The organism is Methylovorus mays (assembly GCF_020531915.1).
Taxonomy (GTDB): Bacteria; Pseudomonadota; Gammaproteobacteria; order Burkholderiales; family Methylophilaceae; genus Methylovorus; species Methylovorus mays.
Genome location: NZ_JAJAVG010000008.1, coordinates 433490 through 454680, shown reverse-complemented (window position 1 = coordinate 454680; position 21191 = coordinate 433490). Strand labels below are relative to the sequence as shown.

Below are 21191 nucleotides of genomic sequence, written 5' to 3'. Positions count from 1 at the left end.
ATTTTTACATCGCGCTGTCTGCTAGTGCCTGCAGGATGCTTTGCCACTGCTGCCGTTTTGTCGTTTGCGGAATGCTGGCATTCGCCGGGCTGGTGGATGGCAAGGTGGTAAACCTCAGGCTTGCCAGCGCATCCTTGTTTAACTTTTCTGCTTTGAGCACATGGCGCTGAAATGCCTGCGCCGCCTTTTGCCCATTGAAAAACACATGGCGGATCTGCGCATGTGTGGCAAAAAAACCGGCGAAGTCGTTGGCGACAATGCTGCCTTCATCAATGGCGCTATCCAGGCTGCCGGGGCGAAAGCATTGATGCATGACATCCCACAGCGCAATGTGGTGGCGTGTTAGCTGGGCCAGACGCTCTGCATACGGCAGATGGGGGTGAGCCCCGACCAGCTCGCCCATGATGGGCCAGAACAGATTGTGCGGATGGCCGTAATACTGCTGCTGCGTGAGCGAGGCAATGCCGGGCATGGAGCCCAAGATCAGAACGCGGGCATCGTCCTGGGCAACGGCGGGGAAACCTTCAATGCTGGCCATGGTGCAAGGATGCCCGCCGTGTCGGAGATTAAGCGCAGCTCACGCCGTACTCGTTGCGGTAAGCCTCAATGGCGGGCTGGAATGTGGCAAGCTCCGGCGCATGTTTGAGGTAATCAATCAGGCTGCTCAAGCTCGCGATGCTGATCACGGGCATGCCGGATTGCTGTTCGACTTCCTGCACGGCAGAGAGGCTCCCCAGGCCGCGTTCCTGCCGGTCAATGGCAATCGCAACCGCTGCGGGCGTGGCACCTGCCGCACGTATCATTTCCACGGACTCCCGCACCGAGGTGCCAGCCGAGATCACGTCATCCACAATCAGCACGCGACCCTTGAGCGGGGCGCCGACGATGGTGCCGCCTTCGCCATGGTCTTTTGCTTCCTTGCGGTTGTAGGCATACGGTACATTGACGCCACGGCGCGCCAGGGCAATCGAGATACTGGCGGCCAGGGTGATGCCCTTATAGGCGGGGCCAAACAGCATGTCGAAAGGGATGCCGGACTGCACAATAGCGGCGGCATAATATTCGCCGAGCTTCATCAGGCTTTCGCCATCGTTGAACAGACCCGCATTGAAAAAGTAAGGACTGAGGCGGCCAGCCTTGGTTTTGAATTCGCCAAAGCGCAATACTTGCTTATCAATGGCAAAGGCAATGAATTGTTGCGTAAAATCGAGGGCTTGATCAGACATGAGAATATGGAAAAGGGGTTGAGCTTGTACCGAATTATATCTGCAAATCTGAATGGCATCCGGTCCGCGGCCAATAAAGGGTTCTACCCCTGGCTGCAACAGCAGAATGCTGACATCGTCTGCATGCAGGAGCTGAAGGCGCAACTGGCGGACATGACGCCGGAAATGCTGAACCCGGAAGGCTATTTTGGCTATTTTCACTACGCCGAAAAGAAAGGCTACAGCGGCGTGGGCATCTATACCCGCATGCAGCCGGATGCGGTGATTGTGGGCCTGGGGATAGCCGATATTGATGCCGAAGGCCGCTATCTGGAGCTGCAGTTTGGTAATCTCAGCGTGGTGTCGCTGTATCTGCCCTCCGGTTCCAGCGGCGAAGAGCGCCAGGCCTTCAAGTTCAGTGTGATGACGCGATTCCTGGTGCATCTCGAAGCCTTGCGGGCTGCCGGTCGCGATGTGGTGATCTGTGGCGATTGGAATATCGCGCACAAAGAGGCCGATCTCAAAAACTGGAAAGGCAACAAAAAGAACTCAGGCTTTTTGCCAGAGGAACGCGCTTGGCTGACGGATCTGTTTGACCGCGTGGGCTGGGTGGATGTCTACCGGGTGCTGCATCCGGATACCACCGACGAATGCTATACCTGGTGGAGCAATCGCGGGCAGGCCTGGGCCAAGAACGTGGGTTGGCGTATTGATTACCAGATTGCGACCCCGGATTTTGCTGCCAAGGCGGTAGCAGCCAGTATCTACAAACTGGAACGCTTTAGCGACCATGCGCCGCTGATTATTGATTACCAGCGCTAAGCTGCTTTCGGTGCACCTTTACTCGGGGTCGCGGATAGAAGGCGTGGCAAGCGGCTTGCCATGCCATGGCGCGATCTTGAGCAGCAACAGCATGCCCGGAATTGCCGCCACAAAACACAGCAGGAAGAAATTCACCCAGCCCAGCATATCCACCAGATAGCCGGTGGTGGCGTTGGCAAAGGTGCGTGGCACCGCCGCCAGGCTGGTGAACAACGCAAACTGGGTGGCGGTATAGAGCGGATGCGTGGTCTGGGCGATATAGGCGACGAACGCGGCGGTACCCAGGCCTACGCCAAAGGCTTCCACGCCAATCACAACCCCCAGCCACAGCAGGTCGTGCCCCACGACGGCCAGCCAGGCAAAGCCCAGAATCGCCAGCATTTGTACCGCACCAAACAGCCACAGCGAGCGGTGTATGCCGAGCCGCACCATCCAGATGCCGCCCAGCAGGCCGCCTATCACGCTCGGCCACAGCCCGGCATTTTTGGCGATGAGGCCGATTTCCGTCTTGCTGAACCCCATGTCCAGATAAAACGGCGTGGCCAGCGCTACCGCCATGCTGTCACCCAGCTTGTATAAAAAGATAAACGCCAGAATTAGCAGCGCGGAGCGCCAGCCATTGCGGTGGATGAATTCATTGAATGGCTCGATGACGGCGGCGGCGAGGGTTCTTGGCCGCCCGGGCTTGAGCTCGGGCTCTTTGACCAGCAGCGTCATCACCATGCCGGGCAGCATGAAAAGCGCGGTGATCATGAACACGCTATCCCATGCCATATGGTCGGCGAGGATCAGCGATAGCGAGCCCGGGATCAGGCCGGCAATCTTGTAGGCATTCACGTGAATCACATTGCCCAGGCCCAGCTCTGCATCGGGCAGGATTTCACGGCGATAGGCATCAATCACCACATCCTGGCTGGCGCTGAAAAACGCTACCACCGCGGCCAGATAGGCGATGGTCCAGATATCCAGCACCGGATGCAGCTTGCCGAACAGGGGAATGCTGACCAGCAGGGCAACCTGCGTCACCAGTAGCCAGCCACGCCGCCTGCCCATGGGCGGAATGTAGCGGTCAAACAGCGGAGCCCAGATGAACTTCCAGGTAAAGGGCAGCTGGATCAAGGCAAACAGGCCGATGGCCTTGAGGTCGACCCCTTCGGAACGCAGCCATGCTGGTAGCAGGCTGATCAGGATGAATAAGGGGAGTCCGGAGCTGAAGCCGGTGAAAATGCAGATCAGCATGCGCCGATTGAGCAGCGCCTTTAGCCAGGTGGGTTGTGCGTTCATGGGCGACACATTACCCGAAATCGGGTGCCGCATGCCACAATATCAGGATGTTGGAATTCACTTTATTTGGCGTGTTCATGGTGGGCTTGCTGGGTGGCGGCCACTGCGCCGGGATGTGCGGTGGCATCGTCGGCGCGGTCAGCATGAGCTTGCCGGGCGCGCGACCACGCTTGCCATTTCTGCTGGCCTACAATGGCGGGCGTATTTTGAGTTACACCTTGGCCGGGGTCTTGGCGGGCGCGCTCGGCGCCAGCAGCTTTTTTCTGGGACATATCCTCCCCATTCAAAAAATACTCTACGGACTCAGCAGCCTGATGCTGGTGTTGCTGGGCTTGTATCTGGCAGGCGTGTGGCACGGCGTGACCTATGTCGAGCGGCTGGGCAGTGTGCTATGGCGGCAGTTGCAGCCCTTGTCCAGACGCTTGTTGCCGGTGCAGTCGCCCTGGCAGGCCATATTGCTGGGCGCGGTATGGGGTTGGCTGCCCTGTGGTTTGGTTTATAGCGTGCTGGTGGCAGCGCTGGCTGCGGGAGATGCCGTGCAGGGCGGCTTGCTTATGCTGGCGTTTGGCCTGGGCACCTTGCCCACCTTGCTGGCGATGGGTATGGCGGCGGTGAAACTGAAAAAAGTCTTGCAGCAAGGTTGGCTCAGAAAGCTGAGTGGGCTGGCGGTAATACTGTTTGGCCTGTTCGGGCTTTATCGCGTGCTGCTTTGAGCGCGCGCAGGGCAAGCATCAACGGTGATGCTTACTCTGCTGGCTTGAGGTGATACATGGCCAGGCTGCCCCGCAGGTTGGGCATCATGTTGATGGGCTCCTGCTCAGTCAGCACCAGCCGCTCCATCACTTCAATATGGTGGTTGATGCAGAACTCGTCAAAATCCTTGATGGTGCACAGATGCACGTTAGGCGTGTCATACCACTGGTAAGGCAGATTCTTGGAAACCGGCATCTGCCCGGCAATCAGCTGAAAGCGATGACGCCAGTAACCAAAATTGGGAAAGGTGACGATGGCTTCATGACCCACGCGTAGCATTTCCTGCACGATGCCTTCGGTATTGAGCACCGCCTGCAAGGTCTGCGACAAGATCACTACATCAAATGATTTGGCTTCAAATCCCGACAGGCCCGCTTCCAGGTCCATCTGGATGACGTCGACGCCATTGCTCATGCTGGCCAGCCAGTTGGCATCGTCTTTTTCTACGCCATAACCGCGCACCTGCAAGGTGTTGCGCAAATAGCCGAGCAGGGTGCCGTCGCCGCATCCCAGGTCTAGCACCTTGGCGCCGGGTTTGATCCACTTGGCAATCAGCGCAAAGTCGTGTCTTGATTTTGCAGCATCGGCAAACTTGATGGAGGTATTGCTCATGCTGGGCCTCCGACTTTAATTTTCTTGAGATAGTTGCGCAGAATGGCGTGGTAATGGGCATCCTGCATCAAAAAGGCATCATGGCCGTGGGCCGCTGTCACTTCGGCATAACTTACCGACAACTCGTTATCCAGTAGCGCCTTTACGATCTCGCGTGAGCGTGCTGGCGAGAAGCGCCAGTCACTGGTGAATGAAATCACCAGAAAATCTGCCTGGGCAGGCGCCAGTGCCCGCGAGAGATCGCCATCGTGCGCCAGAGCGGGATCAAAATAATCCAGCGCGCGCGTCATGCGCAGATAGGTGTTGGCATCAAACTCACCGGCGAATTTATCGCCCTGATAGCGCAGGTAGGACTCCATCTCGAACTCGACGTCAAAGCTGTACTTGATCTCGCCTTCACGCAGTTTGCGGCCAAACTTGGCGCCCATGGCATCGTCAGATAGATAGGTGATGTGCCCCAGCATGCGGGCAATGCGCAGGCCGCGGCGTGGCACGACCTTGTGCGCATAGTAATCACCGCCGTGGAATTCAGGGTCGGTGATGATGGCCTGGCGTGCCACCTCATTGAAGGCGATATTCTGCGCAGTGAGATTGGGAGCTGCGGCAATCACCAGTGCATGACGCACCCGTTCGGGATAGCTGATGGTCCATTGCAAGGCCTGCATGCCGCCCAGACTGCCACCGACGATGGCGGCCAGCTGTTTGATGCCCAGATAATCGGCCAGGCGTGCTTGCGATGTGACCCAGTCTTCCACCGTGAGCAGCGGGAAAGCCGATCCCCAGGGCTTGCCGGTTTGCGGATGTATGCTCGATGGGCCGGTGCTGCCATGGCAGCCACCCAGGTTGTTGAGGCCGATGACGAAAAAGCGGTTGGTATCCAGAGGCTTGCCGGGGCCGATCAGATTATCCCACCAGCCGGCATGTTTGTCGGTGTCGGCGTATTTGCCTGCCACATGGTGATGGCCGGACAGCGCGTGACAGATCATCACCGCGTTGGATTTGTCCGCGTTCAGCGTGCCATAGGTTTCATAAACGAGGTCGTATTGCGGAAGGACTTCGCCGCTTTTCAGGGGCAGCGGTTCAGTGAAGTGCGCAATCTGTGGGGCTACAATGCCGATGGAGGAGGATTCTGACATTTCGCGATTATACTATGGCTAAAGCCCTATGCCCTATCTGGATAACAACATGTCTATCAGTGCTTTTCAGAGCCATTTTCCCGAGTTCGGTTCCCGCGTGTTTGTGCATGATGCCGCCACCATTATTGGTCAGGTCAGCCTGGGTGATGATGCCTCCGTATGGCCTGGGGTGGTGATACGCGGCGATGTGAATTTCATCCGTATCGGCCATGGCACCAATATCCAGGATCTCAGCATGCTGCATGTCAGCCATCAATCGAGCTGGGATCCGCCTGGCGCCCCACTGATTATCGGCAACCATGTCACGGTCGGCCATAGCGTGATCCTGCATGGCTGCACGTTGGAAGATGAGTGCCTGATCGGCATGGGTAGTATTGTCATGGACAAGGTCGTGGTGCAAAAGCATGTATTGCTGGGCGCTGGCAGTCTGGTGCCGGAGGGTAAGATTCTGGAAAGCGGCTATTTGTATATCGGCCGCCCGGCCAAAAAGGTGCGTGCCCTCACCGAGGCGGAGATCGCCCATTTCAGCTATTCTGCCCAGCACTACATGCGGCTCAAGGATCGCTATCTGCATCCAGATGCGACGGCCTGATCAGGTATAATCATCCCCTTGATTTGAATGAAGGAGTGGGCATGCCTACCGAAGTCCATGTGCATGGCTATCTTGAGCTGGTTGAGGGCGTGAGCGCGCGCCAGGTGGAGGATGCCTGTCGTCCTTTGCTGCAGGAAATGGAAGTGGCGCACCTGAGCGAGTTGAAAAGCATGGAGCCCGAACAGCCCGGCTTTTTCTACAATGCGGGCAATTGGGCGCTGGAGATGTGCTGCACGCTGGAAGTGGAAGAGACTTTCTTCAAGGCGCTGGAAGCCGCCATGGTGGCGCTGGGGCCTTTATGCGAAAAGGCATCGCCAGTCGAGGTCAGTACCTACCATGAAGATGGGCGCGACGAGCTGCAGCTTATCTTTGTTGGCCCGACGGCAGCTGCGATTCTGGATGCACAGCGCCGCGAAATGCTGGCGGATGTAGGTGGCCTGCTGGCGCGGCATTTTGGTCAGGGTGAAATCGATGAGGTGCTGGGGCTGGTCGATCAGCTGTTCCGGCGTCAGGGCCATGCCCTGCAAGCCAATGATTTCAGTGTGGGCCTGACACCTGGCGGCAGTGATCGCCGTCGCTTGCACTAATCTCTTTATTCCCGCACGCCGGGTATGTTTCGTCGGTGTGTGGGTGTCTGAATTTCTCGATCCCTATTTTTTACTGTTGAATGCTGGTGGGGTCGGCTGCCGGCATATTTTCCGCGCCAGCATGATCTAGCCGATCCATTGCCCGAGCGTCACACGGGCTATGCCTGCCAGGTCGTGTGCATGCTGAACATTTGCAAAGTCAGTATCGCGCATCAAGGTGGCGACGGCGTCGGCCTGATCGTAGCCATGCTCCAGCAGCAGCCAGCCTGATGGCATGAGGTGTGCCGGGGCATGCTGGACGATGATGCGAATGTCATCCAGCCCATCCGCTCCGGAAGCCAGTGCGCTGATGGGCTCATGGCGAAGATCACCCAGCTGCAAATGCGGGTCGTCGTTGCGAATATAGGGTGGATTGCTGACGATGACATCAAACTTCAAATCGGCGAGCGGGGCAAACCAGCTGCCCAGTCTGAATTCCACATTCCCTTTTGTCATGCCATGGTCATCGGATTCGGTGGCGGCCAACCCCAGCATTTCGGCATTCTGCCTAGCAACCTGCAAGGCCGCCGCGCATGCATCGACAGCTACCACGCGGCATTGTGGGCGGTGCGCGGCTATGGCCAGTGCGATGGCGCCGGTGCCAGTGCCGAGATCAAGCACCTCGCGAGCGCCTTCACTCGGGATGCGCGCCAGGGCGGTTTCTACCAGCGTTTCGGTATCTGGTCGTGGAATCAGCGTGGCGGGCGATACCGCGAGACGTAATCCAAAAAATTCGCGGTTGCCGAGAATATAGGCAACGGGCTCGCCCGCCAGGCGTCTGTGCAGTAAATCTTGGAATGCGGAGGCGATCTCGGGGGGCAGTGCATCGCTTTCATGGGCGATCAGCCAGGCATGCTCGACATTGCCCAGGGCGTGGCTCATCAGCATGCGGGCTTCATTGCGCGCTTCTCGCGTTTCCAGGTTCAGCCTGGAGCAGAGTTGCTGCTGGGCTTCGCGCAGCGCTTGTTGAATGGTGGGCATGACTTACTTGCGCAGGTGGCGCCAGAGGATGATGACTATGCCAAGATTGAGCAGGAGCAGGGCGTAACTCAGCATGGAGGGTTGCCGCAGGATTTCAATGAATTCAAACGGCAGGTAGACACCGGCACTGACCAAGCCCAGCCATTTTGCCCATGGCCGGTCGTGCCAAAGTCCATAGGCTTCTGCCCAGCGCAGTCCCACATAAACCAGGGCCCCAGCGGTGATGGCCAGCAGGCGCGGCTGGCTGGCATCGGCGGCCAGTTGCAATAAAAAGCGCGGGGTTTGCCGGGCGGGATTCAGATGGAAGTGCGCCACCAGTTGCTCGGCAGCGGCTTGCCAGTCGGTATGCAAGTGCGTCAGCACGGCAAGGGCGGTGAGCAGGATCAGGGCGCCTTTGGCGGCTTCCAGCAGGGCGATGCTGCGCAGGCTGGCGGCGGATTTCATGGCCGTCGCCTAGTTGTCTTCGCCCAGCGTGGCCAGCAGGTCGGCCTGGTGCTCGTTGGCAAGGGTGTTGATCAGCTCGTCCATGTCGCCCTCGGTAATCGCATCGATCTTGTACAGCGTGAGGTTGATGCGATGGTCGGTGATGCGGCCTTGCGGATAATTGTAGGTGCGGATGCGTTCGGAGCGATCTCCGCTGCCGATCAGGCTGCGGCGCTCGCTGGCAATCTTGCTCTGCTGCTCGTTGACCTGCTTGGCCTTGATGCGGGCTGCCAGCACCTGCATGGCCTGCGCCTTGTTGGAGTGCTGGCTGCGGCCATCCTGACATTCCACCACAATGCCGGTAGGAAAGTGGGTGATGCGCACGGCGGAGTCGGTTTTGTTGATGTGCTGACCACCGGCGCCGGAGGCGCGGAAGGTATCAATGCGGATATCAGCGGGGTTGATGGTGACATCGCTGACCTCGTCGACTTCAGGCAATACCGCCACGGTGCAGGCCGAGGTGTGGATGCGGCCCTGGGTTTCGGTTTCCGGCACGCGTTGCACACGGTGGCCGCCCGACTCGAACTTGAGTTTGGAGTAAGCGCCAAAGCCTTCAATCTTGGCGATGATTTCCTTGTAGCCGCCGACTTCGGACTCACTGGCGGAGACCACTTCCACTTTCCAGCGCTGGCGTTCGGCATAGCGGGAATACATGCGGAACAGGTCACCGGCAAACAGTGCCGATTCATCGCCGCCAGTACCGGCACGAATTTCGAGGAAGATATTGCGTTCGTCGTTGGGATCCTTGGGCAGCAGCAGTTTCTGCAGGGCCATGGCAATCTCTTCCAGCCGTGCTTTGCCTGCCTCGATTTCTTCCTGCGCAAAGGCTTTCATCTCAGGGTCTGCCAGCATGGCATGGGCTTCCTTGAGGTCGTTCTCGCATTGCTCGTAGGCGCGGTATTGCTCGACGATGGGCGTGATTTCGGCGTGCTCGCGCGAAATCTTGCGGTAATTCTCCATATCCGACGTAGCGTCTTCACTGGATAGCAGGCGGTTCAGTTCATCAAGGCGCTCGCTCAGGGTGGCGAGCTTTTTCAGCATGGAGGGTTTCATTACGGATTCTTAATCGTGGTGGAGCTGGTAGAGTTGGCGCAACAGGTTTTCCAGTTGTTCGCGGTTGTCGCCATGGGCTTGATTCAGGGCGTGGCTGGGGCCGTGCAAAAGTTTGTTGGTGAGCGCGGTGCTCAGCGCTTCCAGGGCGGCAATCGGGTCTTCGCCGCGGGCGATCAGTTTCTGGGCTTTTTCAAGCTCGCTGCGGCGGAAATGCTCGGCCTGATCGCGCAGCGCCCGTATGGTGGGAACAGCATCGCGGGTTTTCAGCCAGTGCATGAAATTGTCCACGCGCAGGGCAATGATCTTTTCGGCTTCGCGTGCGGCTTCCTGGCGATTCACCAGGCCTTCCTGCACCACTTGCGCCAGGTCGTCCACGGTATAGAGGAAGACGTCATCCAGCTCGGCGGCTTCGGCTTCAATGTCGCGTGGTACGGCGAGGTCCACCATGAACATGGGGCGGTGTTTGCGGGTCTTGATGGCACGCTCCACCATGCCGAGGCCGACAATGGGCAGCTGGCTGGCGGTGGAGGTGACGACAATATCAAAATCGGCCAGGCGGTCCGGAATATCGCCCAACAGCATGGCGTGGCCGCCGATGCGGGCAGCCAGTTCGCTGCCGCGCTCCATGGTGCGATTCGCCACGGTGATGGAGGCAGGCTTGTGCGTGGCAAAGTGCTCCGCACATAACTCGATCATTTCGCCCGCGCCGATGAACAGTACATGCAGTCCATGCAGATTGCCAAAGATGCGCTGCGCCAGCTTGACCGAGGCCGCGGCCATGGAAATGGAGCTGGCGCCAATGTCGGTGGTGGTGCGGACTTCCTTGGCGACGGCAAAGGTGCGCTGGAACAGCTTGTGCAGCAGCGTGCCCAGGGTGCCGGCGTGTTCGGCGATTTTTACTGCCTGCTTCATCTGCCCCAGAATCTGCGCTTCGCCCAGTACCATGGAATCCAGCCCTGCGGCCACGCGGAAGGCGTGCTTTACGGCATCTTCGCTGGGCAGGGTATACATGTAAGGCTGGATATTGTGCGTTTGCAGCTGGTGGTATTTTGCCAGCCAGTCCAGGGCTTTTTGCGGGTCGTCGGTATTACAGTAAAGCTCTGTCCGGTTGCAGGTGGACAGGATGGCCGCCTCGCGCACGCCATGCGTGCTGAGATCGCGCAGGGCTTCTTCCAGGGTTTCGCTCTGAAAGGCTACGTGCTCGCGGATCGCAATGGGGGCGGTGGTGTGGTTCACACCGACGGTGAATAGATGCATTTCGTAATTTTCCAGTATCGCGCCAGCATAAGCAACAATTTCAGTCAGATAGATATCTTCCCTAGTAACGGCCAGTTGGGCGAAATGTTGACCTCTGGCGGGGCTAAAGGGCTGTCTTGACGTCACAAATCCGGGTAAAATGCGGGTTTTTCAACTGATTGATTCGTAGCCATGGCCAAACCATTCAGAATTGCCCCAAGTATTCTTTCCGCCAACTTTGCCAAGCTGGGCCAGGAAATCAGCGATGTCATCACTTCCGGTGCGGATATCGTTCACTTCGACGTAATGGATAACCACTACGTTCCCAACCTGACCATTGGTCCCTTGGTCTGTGAGGCCATCCGCCCAGTGACCGATGCCATCATTGATGTGCATTTGATGGTCAAGCCAGTGGATCGCATCATCCCTGACTTCGCCAAGGCTGGCGCCAACATCATTACCTTCCACCCTGAAGCTTCCGACCACATTGACCGTAGCCTGTCGCTGGTGCGCGAACTGGGTTGCAAGTCCGGCCTGGTGTTCAACCCTGCTACTCCGCTGGATTACCTCGACTACGTCATGGACAAGGTCGACATGATTCTGCTGATGTCGGTTAACCCTGGTTTTGGTGGTCAGAAGTTTATTCCTGGCACCCTGGACAAGCTGCGCCAGGCCCGTGCCCGTATTGATGCCTACACCGAAAAGACGGGCCGTGAAATCTGGCTGGAAATCGACGGGGGTGTGAATACGGCCAATATCGCCGAGATCGCCCGTGCCGGTGCTGATACCTTCGTGGCTGGTTCTGCCGTGTTCGGTGCTGGCAAGGATACCGATCCTAACCGTTACGACACCATCATCGGCAACCTGCGCGCTGAGCTGGCCAAGGTGTAATCCTGCTGCCATCGCGTAAGCGGTGGCGTATGGAGCGCTCTGCGGAATTCCCATAGTGAATTTCCCGATTCCGGTGCGGGCCGTGGCGCTGGATCTGGACGGTACCTTATTGCATACCGCGCCAGATCTCGCTGATGCAGCCAATCGCATGCTGAATGCAATGGGTCGGCCAGTCCTGCCTGAGGCTCTGGTCATGACCTATGTGGGTAATGGCGCCGCGCGACTCGTCAAGCGTTTGTTGACCGGCGACATGGACGCCGAGCCGGATGCAGCGCTATTCGAGCAGGCGCAGAATTTGTTTTTTGAGCACTATGCCGAGGTGTTGACGCGGCGCAGTGCGCCTTACCCCGGCGCAATGGATGGGGTAAGGCAATTGCATCAGGCCGGCTACAAGCTGGCCTGTATTACCAACAAGCCGGAACGCTTTACGCTGCCACTGCTCCAAGCGATGGGCATGCTGCCGTATTTTTCACTGGTGCTGTCGGGAGACAGTCTGCCGCGGAAAAAGCCGGATCCCCTGCCATTGCTGCATATGGCCGAAATGTTTGGTGTCAGCCCCGCGCAGATGGTGATGATAGGCGACTCCTCGGCAGATGTCGGTGCGGCGCGTGCCGCTGGATGTGCGGCGATTGCGGTTTCGTATGGGTATAATCGCGGGCAGCCCGCCAATATGCTGGGGGCAGATGCGGTGATTGACAGCCTGCAAGAGGCGGCTTTTTTATTAACGTATGATCAACACGTGTGATCCAGGGTAAATAGATGAATTTCCAGGACTTTAAATGCCAGCTCAGCTGGCGATGGTGGCGCTGAACTCTGACGAACGTCCGTTTGGACGAATCTGGAGGGCGCACAGCTGCGCCTGACGCACATACAAGACTTGGGAATTACTATGTTACAAACCATCACTAAGCACGAGTTCAAGGCCCTGGCGGACCAGGGCTATAACCGTATTCCGCTGGTCGTCGAAACCTTCGCCGACCTCGATACCCCGCTTTCTCTCTACCTGAAACTGGCGAATCGCCCTTTCTCCTACCTGCTGGAATCCGTGCAGGGCGGTGAGCGATTTGGCCGCTATTCCATCATTGGTTTGCCTGCCCGTACCCGTATCGTGGCGCATGATCGCGATATCAAGGTATTGCAGGATGATCTCGTGATTGAATCCGCGGCGGATATCAATCCGCTGGATTTCGTCAAACAGTATCAGGCGCGTTTCAAAACACCGCCTTACCAGGGGTTGCCGCGCTTTACCGGCGGTCTGGCCGGTTATTTCGGCTATGAAACCGTGCGCTATATCGAGCCACGGCTCACGCGCAACGCGCATGCCAAAACCGATGCCCTGGGTGTGCCCGATATTCTGCTCATGGTCTCCGAAGAGCTGGCTGTGGTGGATAACCTGTCAGGCAAGCTTTATTTCATCGTGTATGCGGACCCCGCGACGGATAACGCCTACGAGGCAGCGCATCAGCGCCTGCAGCAATTGCTGACGCAGTTGCGCCAGCCGGTGGCCATTCCTCAAGCGCCTGCGATGGCGCCGAGTGAAGCGGTGTCAGAGTTTGGCGAAGCCAATTTCAAGGCGGCCGTCGATCAGGCCAAGCGCTATATTTTTGATGGCGACATCATGCAGGTGGTGCTGGCGCAACGCTTGTCACAACCGTTTGCTGCATCCCCCATGTCGCTCTACCGCGCATTGCGCAGCCTGAACCCATCGCCTTACATGTTTTACTACGACATGGGAGATCACCATGTGGTGGGGGCCTCACCTGAGATACTGGTGCGGCTGGAAAACGATATGGTCACTGCCCGCCCGATTGCCGGTACCCGTCCACGGGGCAAGACGCGCGAGCACGACGTAGCTCTGGCCGAAGAGTTGCTGGCTGACCCCAAGGAGCGTGCCGAGCATGTGCAGCTGATGGACCTCGGCCGTAACGATGTGGGCCGCGTGGCAGTCACGGGCTCGGTCAAGGTGACAGACAGCATGGTGATTGAGCGCTATTCGCATGTCATGCATATCGTGTCCAACGTGGAAGGCCAGCTCAAACCCGGCATGCAGGCGATTGATGTGCTGAAAGCCACTTTCCCTGCCGGTACGGTGAGCGGGGCGCCCAAGGTGCGCGCCATGGAAATCATAGACGAGCTGGAACCTTCCAAGCGCGGCATTTATGCCGGTGCCGTTGGCTATCTCGGCTTCAATGGCGATATGGACCTGGCGATTGCCATTCGTACCGCCGTGATCAAGGACAAGACGCTTTATGTGCAGGCCGGTGCCGGTATTGTGGCTGACTCGGTACCCGAGAGCGAATGGATGGAAACGCAGAACAAGGCAAGAGCCGTGATTCGCGCCGCCGAGATTGTGCTCGCCGGTCTGGACAGTAATGCCGGTCAACTGGCTCAAGGGAAGGAGTAATCATGCTGCTGATGATCGATAACTACGATTCGTTCACCTATAACCTGGTGCAATATCTGGGTGAGCTGGGCCAGGATGTGCAGGTCTATCGCAACGATGAAATTGACCTGGCCAAGGTGGCTGAACTGAAGCCGGATCACATTGTGATTTCGCCTGGCCCTTGCACCCCAAATGAGGCGGGTATTTCAGTGCCGCTGATCCATGAGTTTGCGGGCAAGATTCCCTTGCTGGGGGTATGCCTGGGCCATCAGAGCATAGGTCAGGCGTTTGGCGGGCGCATCATTCACGCCAAGCAGCTGATGCACGGCAAGACCTCGCAGGTATCCCATAACAATGTCGGGGTGTTCAGCGGTTTGCCCAATCCGTTTACGGCAACCCGTTACCATTCGCTGGTGATTGAACGTGAGACGATACCTGATTGCCTGGAAATCACGGCATGGACTGATGACGGCGAGATCATGGGCGTACGGCATAAAACCCTGCCGGTAGAGGGCGTGCAGTTTCACCCGGAATCCATCCTGACGGAGCACGGACACGATCTCCTGAATAATTTCCTGAAAGCCTACTGATGGACATGACCGTCAAGGCTGCGCTGCAAAAGCTGATCCAGCATCAGGATTTCACCCACGGTGAAATGCTCTCCATCATGCGGCAGGTGATGGGCGGCGAACTCACGCCTGCCCAGATTGCCGGGCTGCTGATCGGTTTGCGCGTCAAGGGCGAAACGGTGGATGAGATTGCCGCAGCTGCCGAAGTCATGCGCGAGCTTTCCACCAAGGTGGTGGTGGCGGATGACGCCTATCTGATTGATACCTGTGGCACGGGCGGGGCGGTGAACAAGGCCTTCAATGTGTCGACCTGCTCTGCATTTGTCGCGGCTGGTGCACAGGCGCGCATTGCCAAGCATGGCAATCGGGCGGCTTCGTCCAAGACTGGCAGTGCGGATGTGCTGGAGGCGCTGGGCGTCAATATCAACTTGCAGCCTGAGCAGGTCGCTCGCTGCGTGAATGAGGTTGGCATCGGCTTCATGTTTGCGCCTAATCACCATAGCGCCATGAAACATGCGGGTCCGGTGCGGCGTGAGCTCGGCGTGCGTACACTGTTCAATCTTCTGGGACCGCTGACCAATCCGGCGGGTGCCAAACGCCAGGTGATGGGCGTATTCCATAAAGACCTGGTGCCCTTGCTGGCGCATGCGCTGCAGCGACTGGGCAGCGAGCATGTCATGGTGGTATTCAGCGCCGACGAGATGGATGAAATTTCGTTCTCTGGCGATACCTATGTGGCGGAACTGAAAGACGGTGTGGTCACCGAGTACACGCTGAACCCGCGTGATTTCGGGATGCCATTGCATGATGTGGATAGCATACGCGTGGAAAATGCGGCGGAATCTGCCGAGTTGATCAAGGCTGTCCTACGCGGTGAACAAGGTCCTGCGCGCGATATCGTGCTGCTGAATGCGGGTGCGGCGATTTATGTGGCCGGTCAGGCCGCCACCTTGCAGGCAGGGATTCAGCGTGCTGCCGAGGCGATAGACAGCGGCGCCGCCATGCAAAAACTGGAAGCCCTGCGTAGCCTGGCCGCATCGGCATGAAGCGCTTGATACTGGCAGCGGCGATTGCCGCTGGGTATACCGTTTGGCATTTTTCCTCTGCCGCTACGGAAGTGGCGCCGGTTGCCCAGCCCATTGAGCTGGCGCGGCCCGCGACCTGGCAGGATGGTGATGCGGTTATCCGTCAGGCCTTTGACCACAGGCTCAGCCATGTGCAGGTCAAGGCGCGTGGCCGTGTGATGAAGGTGCTCAAGGATGACAACGACGGTACACGGCATCAGCGCATACTGGTTCGCCTTGAAAACGGCATCACCGTGCTGATTGCCCATAATATTGATCTCGCCCCGCGTATTCCGGCACTGGCGGTTGGCGACGAGCTGGCGTTTTTTGGTGAATATGTCTGGAATGCCAAGGGCGGTGTGGTGCACTGGACGCATCATGACCCGCAGCAACGCCATACGCCCGGCTGGCTCGAATACCAGGGCAAAACGTATCAGTAAGCAAGCGAATATCCATTAGCGAATTTTTCAATTGGAACCAGCATGTCCGATATCTTGAATAAAATCCTCCGCGTAAAGCAGGCGGAAGTGCAGGCCGCCATGGCCGTCCATCCGCTCGTCATGGTGCAGCGCGACGCGCAGGCCATGCCAGCGCCGCGTGACTTTGTGGGCGCCATTCGCCAGAAGATGGCCGCAGGCCAAGCGGCGGTGATTGCCGAAATCAAAAAGGCCAGCCCCTCCAAAGGGGTAATTCGCGAAGACTTCCAGCCTGCCCAGATTGCGGCAAGCTATGAAAAGGGAGGCGCTGCCTGTCTTTCCGTGCTGACTGATCGCGACTTCTTCCAAGGCTCGCCAGAATACTTGCAGCAGGCGCGGGCCGCATGTGCCTTACCTGTGTTGCGCAAGGACTTCATGATCGAGGCCTATCAAGTGTACGAAGCCCGTGCCATGGGCGCTGATTGCATACTGCTGATCGCCGCCGCCCTGGATCTGCCACGCATGCGCCAGCTGGAAACCATTGCCCATGATCTGGGCATGGCGGTGCTGGTGGAAGTGCATAATGGTGAGGAGCTTGATCTGGCACTGCAGCTGGAGACGCCTTTGCTCGGTATCAATAACCGCAATCTGCGGACATTTGAAGTGACACTGGATACCACGCTGGGATTATTGCCTCGTATTCCGGCGGGCAAAATCGTCGTCACCGAGTCCGGTATTTTCACGCCGGAAGATGTAGCCCTGATGCGTGGGCATGATGTCCATACTTTCCTGGTGGGCGAGGCCTTCATGCGCCAGCCTGAGCCAGGTGCCGAACTCGCCCGTGTATTTGCCTGAGGAGTATCACCCCATGTCCGCATCCAGCAAACAATTCCTCATGAGCCGTCCGCGCCGCATGCGTCGGGACGCCTTTTCGCGTCGCTTGATGCGCGAAAACGTCATCACGACCAACGATCTGATTTATCCGGTGTTTGTGCTGGATGGCGAGCAACGTCAGGAAGAGGTGGCCTCCATGCCGGGAGTGGTGCGGCAGAGCATAGATCACCTGCTGCAAACAGCGGCCGAGTGCGTGCGTCTGGGCATTCCGGCCCTGGCCTTGTTCCCCGTGGTGGATCAGGCGGGCAAGAGCCTGGATGCCAATGAAGCCTATAACCCGCAAGGGTTGGTGCCGCGCGCCGTGCGTGCCCTCAAGCAGGCGCACCCCGAGCTTGGCATCATCACCGATGTGGCGCTGGACCCCTACACCACGCATGGTCAGGATGGCCTGATTGATGACAGTGGCTATGTGCTGAACGATGAAACCGTGGAAGTGCTGATCCGCCAGGCGCTATGCCATGCTGAGGCAGGTGCTGACGTGGTAGCGCCATCAGACATGATGGACGGCCGAATAGGTGCCATTCGCGAGGCCTTGGAGCAGCATGGGCATATTCATACCCGCATCCTGGCTTACTCCGCTAAGTATGCATCCGCGTTTTATGGGCCGTTTCGGGATGCGGTTGGCTCGTCGTCAAATCTGGGACGGGGCAACAAGTACAGTTATCAGATGGACCCTGCCAATTCAAATGAAGCATTGGTTGAAGTTGCGCTAGATCTAGAGCAAGGGGCGGATATGGTGATGGTGAAACCCGGTATGCCATATTTGGATATTGTGCGTCGTGTTAAAGATGAATTTGGGGTGCCGACCTATGCCTATCAGGTCAGCGGCGAATACGCCATGCTGAAAGCGGCCTCGCAAAATGGCTGGCTGGATGAGCAGGCCTGCGTCATGGAAGCCATGCTGGCTTTCAAGCGTGCAGGTGCTGACGGTATCCTGACTTACTTTGCGATGGATGTGGCGCGCTGGTTGCGTGGCTAGCGCGTTTCTTAAAAAACGCGCCAATTCAACAACTACATTTCAAGTTCCGGATTTAACCGGGACAAGGCGATCAACGCTTTCAGGCCATCCAGGTTGACACGAGTAGACGCTTGTCCGTTTGCCGGACTGCGGGTGGGGGTGCGGAGGTCGTCAATTTCAAATACGCTGAGCCTGATCAGGCCATGCGGCCCTTCCAGTGTAAATACCGGAACCTTCTTGCGGTCGCCGCCTTTACGGTCACTGCTGCGTCTGTCATTGATGCGATAGGATTTTTCGTTGGTTTCGTACGGAATCTGCTGATTCAGCAGGAACATCTCGACATCCTTGAGGCTGTCGGCGAAAAGATGAATATGGGTTTCGGCAAATTTGCCGGCGGTGCCGTCCAGTACCGGACCCGTCAGGTGCGGGTTGAAGCGTTCAAGCAGGCGCATCACGATAACGGCATCCGCCCGTAATTGGCGCAGATTTTCCGGCTGATCCTCACTGTTGTAGATCTCGTGATAGAGCCGGATCTCCTCCTCAATCTCGCTATTGGTCGGCAGGCAGTTGATGTCGGTGGCTCCCAGTTGCTTGCCCGCCTTGCGCTTGGCATGGCTGAAGTCGGATATTCCTTCTTCGGCCATCATGCGGGCCGCCTGCTGTGCAATCAGCTGTCTCAGATGCTGCTGTCGGCCTGAACTGTCTTTTGCCATGATGCTTGCTCTACCTCGCCCGTCGGGGCATTGCTAACGCTTTATAAATCCCTGTAAATCGCTCGCCAGAACATACCTGTCTTGCTTATTCCCTGTGGTAACGGATCACCTAAAACAATTGATCAGCCCGGGTGGGGTCCGTCGCTGTGGATTCCGCTGGTTTGCTGGTCGGGAATCCTGGAATTGGACTGAAGGTATTGTCTTCAGTTTCTGGCGGCATGAATTCCTGATAGAAGTATTCATATATCCCGCTTTCATCATCGCTCACCCGCATTCCGGTGTGTGGGTTGATCTTGACCGAAGTGATGCCTGGTGGAACGGAGTATGGTTCATCCGGCACATTGCGCAGGGCTGTGGTCATATAGTCAATCCAGATGGGCAGGGCAGCGCGGCCGCCGGTTTCATTGCTGCCGAGCGAGCGTGGCTGGTCATAACCGATCCAGGTGATGGCCACCTGTTTCGGGTTGAAGCCCGCAAACCAGGCATCTACCTGGCTATTGGTAGTGCCGGTTTTGCCTGCGAGGTCATAGCGGCCAATCTGGCGGGCTTTTGCGGCAGTACCGATGCGTGCCACATCCTGCATCATGGAGGTCATGATGAATGCGTTGCGGGCATCAATTACCCGCACGGCATTTTTGCCGACTTCATCAAACTTGGTCTCTTCGATTACCTTGCCGCGCGGGTCCACGATCTTGCTGATGAGGTAAGGACGCACGCGATAGCCGCCATTTGCAAATACCGCATAAGCGCCAGCCATCTGCCATGGGGTGACCGAGCCTGAACCTAGTGCCATGGCCAGATACGGCGGGTGATCCTTGGGCGAGAAGCCAAAGCGGGTAATGTAATCCTGGCCGTAACGCACACCGATACTCTGCAGTATGCGGATGGAGACCATATTCTTGGATTTGGTCAGCGCGGTACGCATGCGCATGGGGCCTTCGTATGTGTTGTCGAAGTTCTTGGGCTCCCAGGCCGAGCCGCTGCCGGTTTCTGCTGCAGAAAGCGTGATGGGTTCATCCTCAATCATGCTGGCAGGGGTGAAGCCTTTCTCCAGCGCAGCCGAGTAGATGAAGGGCTTGAAGCTGGAACCTGGCTGGCGCCAGGCTTGCGTAACGTGATTGAACTTGTTGCGGTTGAAATCAAAGCCGCCGACCAGCGCACGTACCGCCCCGGTGGAAGGATCCAGCGCAATAAAGCCCGACTGCACTTGTGGCAGCTGCGTAATCTGCCAGCCATCGGTGGTCTTGACGATGCGAACAATGGCCCCCGGTTGCAGCTTGCGCTTGCTCGGGTCTTTCTCATTCAAGGTCTTTTGTACCAGTGACAGGCCGTTGCCGGTGATCTGGATATCTTCGCCGCTCTGCGAGTGCACGGTGACCAGCTTGGGGCTCAGGTTGATGACCATGGCGGGGATCAGGCCATTGGAAACTTCTATTTCATCCAGCGCCTTGTCTACCCAGTTGGCTTCTTCTTCAGTCCCGTGTGCCGGGGGGTGAATCACTTTTTCCGGCCCGCGATAGCCATGGCGGCTGTCGTAATCGAGTATGCCTTGCAGTACGGCCTTGTTCGCGGCCTCCTGATTGGATTTGCGGATGGTGGTGTAGACCTTGAGGCCGCTGGTGTAGATGTCATCCTTGTAACGCTGATACATCATTTGCCGCGCGATTTCGGCCACATAATCGGCAGCCAGGTCACGCACTTGCTTGGTCTGACGGAATTTTTGCGGCTCTTTTAAAGCATTGTTGTAAGTATTTTCATCGATGTAGCGCAACTCCTTCATGCGTCGCAAAACGTAGTGCTGGCGCGCTGTGGCACGTTTTGGGTTGGCAAAAGGGTTGTAGCGCGATGGCGCTTTTGGCAGTCCGGCCAGCATGGCGGCCTCCGCCACACTCAATTTATTTAAAGGCTTGCCGTAATAGACTTGTGAAGCTGCGGCAAAACCATACGAACGCTGCCCCAGATAAATCTGGTTGATGTAAAGCTCAAGGATCTGATCCTTGGTCAGGTTGTGTTCAATCTTGATGGCCAGCAGGGCTTCACTGAGTTTGCGCGAGGCGGTTTTTTCGCTGGAGAGGAAGAAGTTGCGGGCGACCTGCATGGTAATCGTGCTGGCGCCTTCCTTGAAGCTGCCCGAGGTGACATTGGCAATGGCGGCGCGCAGGATGCCCATGGTGTCTACCCCGCCGTGCTTGTAAAAGCGCTCATCTTCAGCGGCAAGAATGGCATGTTTGAGGGAGGCGGGTACATCCTCGATTTTGATGAAGGCACGGCGCTCTTCACCAAATTCACCGATGAGGTAATTGTCCTCGGAGTACACCCGTAATGGCACCTTGGGTTTGTAATCCGTCAGGGCGTCAAGCGAGGGTAGTTCTGGATAGATAAGGGTGGCCGCGAGGCCGATGAGCGCAGTGAAAACCAATCCGAGCACCAGGGCAATCAGAATCAGAAACTGCCACCATTTTTTGGGAAGCATGGAGAGATTTAATCAGTAAACGATGTGAAGACATTATATGAGTCTGA

General features: G+C 57.5%; 23 protein-coding genes. 12 read left to right on the top strand and 11 right to left on the bottom strand.

The window, feature by feature from the left end; translation table 11 throughout:
• Window positions 1–4: 4 nt before the first annotated feature.
• Both LG203_RS12610 and pyrE read right to left on the bottom strand, forming a co-directional pair.
• Window positions 5–538, bottom strand: a complete 534-nt coding sequence (locus LG203_RS12610; protein ID WP_230346080.1) for a DNA-deoxyinosine glycosylase — start codon at window positions 536–538, stop codon at window positions 5–7.
• A 28-nt stretch (window positions 539–566) separates the two neighbouring features.
• The gene (gene pyrE, locus LG203_RS12605) at window positions 567–1226 is read right to left on the bottom strand and encodes an orotate phosphoribosyltransferase (protein WP_013443240.1); all 660 of its coding nucleotides are present in this window, start codon (window positions 1224–1226) and stop codon (window positions 567–569) included.
• A 6-nt stretch (window positions 1227–1232) separates the two neighbouring features.
• Here pyrE and LG203_RS12600 point away from each other — a divergent pair, with 6 nt between their 5' ends.
• Complete coding sequence (locus tag LG203_RS12600) at window positions 1233–2027, top strand: exodeoxyribonuclease III (protein ID WP_230346079.1); 795 nt, start codon at window positions 1233–1235, stop codon at window positions 2025–2027.
• Window positions 2028–2045: 18 nt separating this feature from the next.
• Here LG203_RS12600 and LG203_RS12595 read toward each other — a convergent pair whose 3' ends face one another.
• A complete protein-coding gene (locus LG203_RS12595; RefSeq protein ID WP_230346078.1) occupies window positions 2046–3311 on the bottom strand; it encodes an AmpG family muropeptide MFS transporter in 1266 nt (421 codons plus the stop codon).
• A 47-nt stretch (window positions 3312–3358) separates the two neighbouring features.
• Here LG203_RS12595 and LG203_RS12590 point away from each other — a divergent pair, with 47 nt between their 5' ends.
• Complete coding sequence (locus tag LG203_RS12590; RefSeq protein ID WP_230346077.1) at window positions 3359–4024, top strand: sulfite exporter TauE/SafE family protein; 666 nt, start codon at window positions 3359–3361, stop codon at window positions 4022–4024.
• Between the two features lie 31 nt (window positions 4025–4055).
• Here LG203_RS12590 and metW read toward each other — a convergent pair whose 3' ends face one another.
• Both metW and metX read right to left on the bottom strand, forming a co-directional pair.
• Window positions 4056–4676, bottom strand: coding sequence for a methionine biosynthesis protein MetW (metW, locus tag LG203_RS12585; RefSeq protein ID WP_230346076.1), 621 nt, complete (start codon window positions 4674–4676; stop codon window positions 4056–4058).
• On the bottom strand, window positions 4673–5812 hold the full coding sequence (gene metX / locus LG203_RS12580) for a homoserine O-succinyltransferase MetX (RefSeq protein WP_230346075.1): 1140 nt from the start codon (window positions 5810–5812) through the stop codon (window positions 4673–4675). Before metX ends, metW begins: the two co-directional genes overlap by 4 nt.
• Before the next feature lie 28 nt (window positions 5813–5840).
• On the opposite strand from metX, the gene LG203_RS12575 reads away from it, so the two are divergent.
• Window positions 5841–6404: a gamma carbonic anhydrase family protein gene (locus tag LG203_RS12575; protein ID WP_159354948.1), complete on the top strand. Its 564-nt coding sequence runs from the start codon at window positions 5841–5843 to the stop codon at window positions 6402–6404.
• Window positions 6405–6445: 41 nt separating this feature from the next.
• Window positions 6446–6991: a DUF6806 family protein gene (locus tag LG203_RS12570; RefSeq protein WP_013443232.1), complete on the top strand. Its 546-nt coding sequence runs from the start codon at window positions 6446–6448 to the stop codon at window positions 6989–6991.
• Between the two features lie 126 nt (window positions 6992–7117).
• On the opposite strand, the gene prmC is transcribed toward LG203_RS12570, so the two are convergent.
• Genes prmC through hemA form a run of 4 tightly spaced genes read right to left on the bottom strand, consistent with a single transcriptional unit; the run spans window position 7118 to window position 10804 of the window.
• The gene (gene prmC / locus LG203_RS12565; protein ID WP_230346073.1) at window positions 7118–8011 is read right to left on the bottom strand and encodes a peptide chain release factor N(5)-glutamine methyltransferase; all 894 of its coding nucleotides are present in this window, start codon (window positions 8009–8011) and stop codon (window positions 7118–7120) included.
• 3 nt (window positions 8012–8014) lie between these two features.
• Entirely contained in the window at window positions 8015–8455 is a 441-nt protein-coding gene (locus tag LG203_RS12560; protein WP_230346072.1) for a DUF2127 domain-containing protein, read from the bottom strand.
• Window positions 8456–8464: 9 nt separating this feature from the next.
• Window positions 8465–9547 (bottom strand): peptide chain release factor 1, encoded by a 1083-nt coding sequence (gene prfA, locus LG203_RS12555; protein ID WP_230346071.1) that lies wholly within the window; start codon window positions 9545–9547, stop codon window positions 8465–8467.
• A gap of 9 nt (window positions 9548–9556) precedes the next feature.
• A complete protein-coding gene (hemA, locus tag LG203_RS12550) occupies window positions 9557–10804 on the bottom strand; it encodes a glutamyl-tRNA reductase (protein ID WP_230346070.1) in 1248 nt (415 codons plus the stop codon).
• A gap of 171 nt (window positions 10805–10975) precedes the next feature.
• Here hemA and rpe point away from each other — a divergent pair, with 171 nt between their 5' ends.
• The 8 genes from rpe (at window position 10976) to hemB (ending at window position 17979) form a co-directional block, all read left to right on the top strand.
• Window positions 10976–11674 carry a ribulose-phosphate 3-epimerase gene (rpe, locus tag LG203_RS12545; protein WP_013443227.1) on the top strand — a complete coding sequence of 233 codons (699 nt, stop codon included), beginning with the start codon at window positions 10976–10978 and terminating at the stop codon, window positions 11672–11674.
• 52 nt (window positions 11675–11726) lie between these two features.
• Window positions 11727–12419, top strand: coding sequence for a phosphoglycolate phosphatase (locus tag LG203_RS12540; RefSeq protein ID WP_230346378.1), 693 nt, complete (start codon window positions 11727–11729; stop codon window positions 12417–12419).
• A gap of 144 nt (window positions 12420–12563) precedes the next feature.
• Complete coding sequence (trpE, locus tag LG203_RS12535) at window positions 12564–14078, top strand: anthranilate synthase component I (protein WP_230346069.1); 1515 nt, start codon at window positions 12564–12566, stop codon at window positions 14076–14078.
• Between the two features lie 2 nt (window positions 14079–14080).
• Window positions 14081–14647 carry an aminodeoxychorismate/anthranilate synthase component II gene (pabA, locus tag LG203_RS12530; protein ID WP_013443224.1) on the top strand — a complete coding sequence of 189 codons (567 nt, stop codon included), beginning with the start codon at window positions 14081–14083 and terminating at the stop codon, window positions 14645–14647.
• On the top strand, window positions 14647–15672 hold the full coding sequence (gene trpD / locus LG203_RS12525; protein ID WP_230346068.1) for an anthranilate phosphoribosyltransferase: 1026 nt from the start codon (window positions 14647–14649) through the stop codon (window positions 15670–15672). Before pabA ends, trpD begins: the two co-directional genes overlap by 1 nt.
• Window positions 15669–16130 carry a DUF3465 domain-containing protein gene (locus tag LG203_RS12520; RefSeq protein WP_230346067.1) on the top strand — a complete coding sequence of 154 codons (462 nt, stop codon included), beginning with the start codon at window positions 15669–15671 and terminating at the stop codon, window positions 16128–16130. The genes trpD and LG203_RS12520 overlap by 4 nt, the downstream gene beginning before the upstream one ends.
• Before the next feature lie 42 nt (window positions 16131–16172).
• Window positions 16173–16961: an indole-3-glycerol phosphate synthase TrpC gene (gene trpC, locus LG203_RS12515; RefSeq protein WP_230346066.1), complete on the top strand. Its 789-nt coding sequence runs from the start codon at window positions 16173–16175 to the stop codon at window positions 16959–16961.
• Window positions 16962–16974: 13 nt separating this feature from the next.
• Window positions 16975–17979, top strand: a complete 1005-nt coding sequence (gene hemB / locus LG203_RS12510; RefSeq protein WP_230346065.1) for a porphobilinogen synthase — start codon at window positions 16975–16977, stop codon at window positions 17977–17979.
• Window positions 17980–18011: 32 nt separating this feature from the next.
• On the opposite strand, the gene LG203_RS12505 is transcribed toward hemB, so the two are convergent.
• Together LG203_RS12505 and LG203_RS12500 are read right to left on the bottom strand one after the other, a co-directional pair.
• Window positions 18012–18671 (bottom strand): hypothetical protein, encoded by a 660-nt coding sequence (locus LG203_RS12505; protein WP_230346064.1) that lies wholly within the window; start codon window positions 18669–18671, stop codon window positions 18012–18014.
• 109 nt (window positions 18672–18780) lie between these two features.
• Window positions 18781–21144: a penicillin-binding protein 1A gene (locus LG203_RS12500; protein WP_230346063.1), complete on the bottom strand. Its 2364-nt coding sequence runs from the start codon at window positions 21142–21144 to the stop codon at window positions 18781–18783.
• Window positions 21145–21191 lie beyond the last annotated feature (47 nt).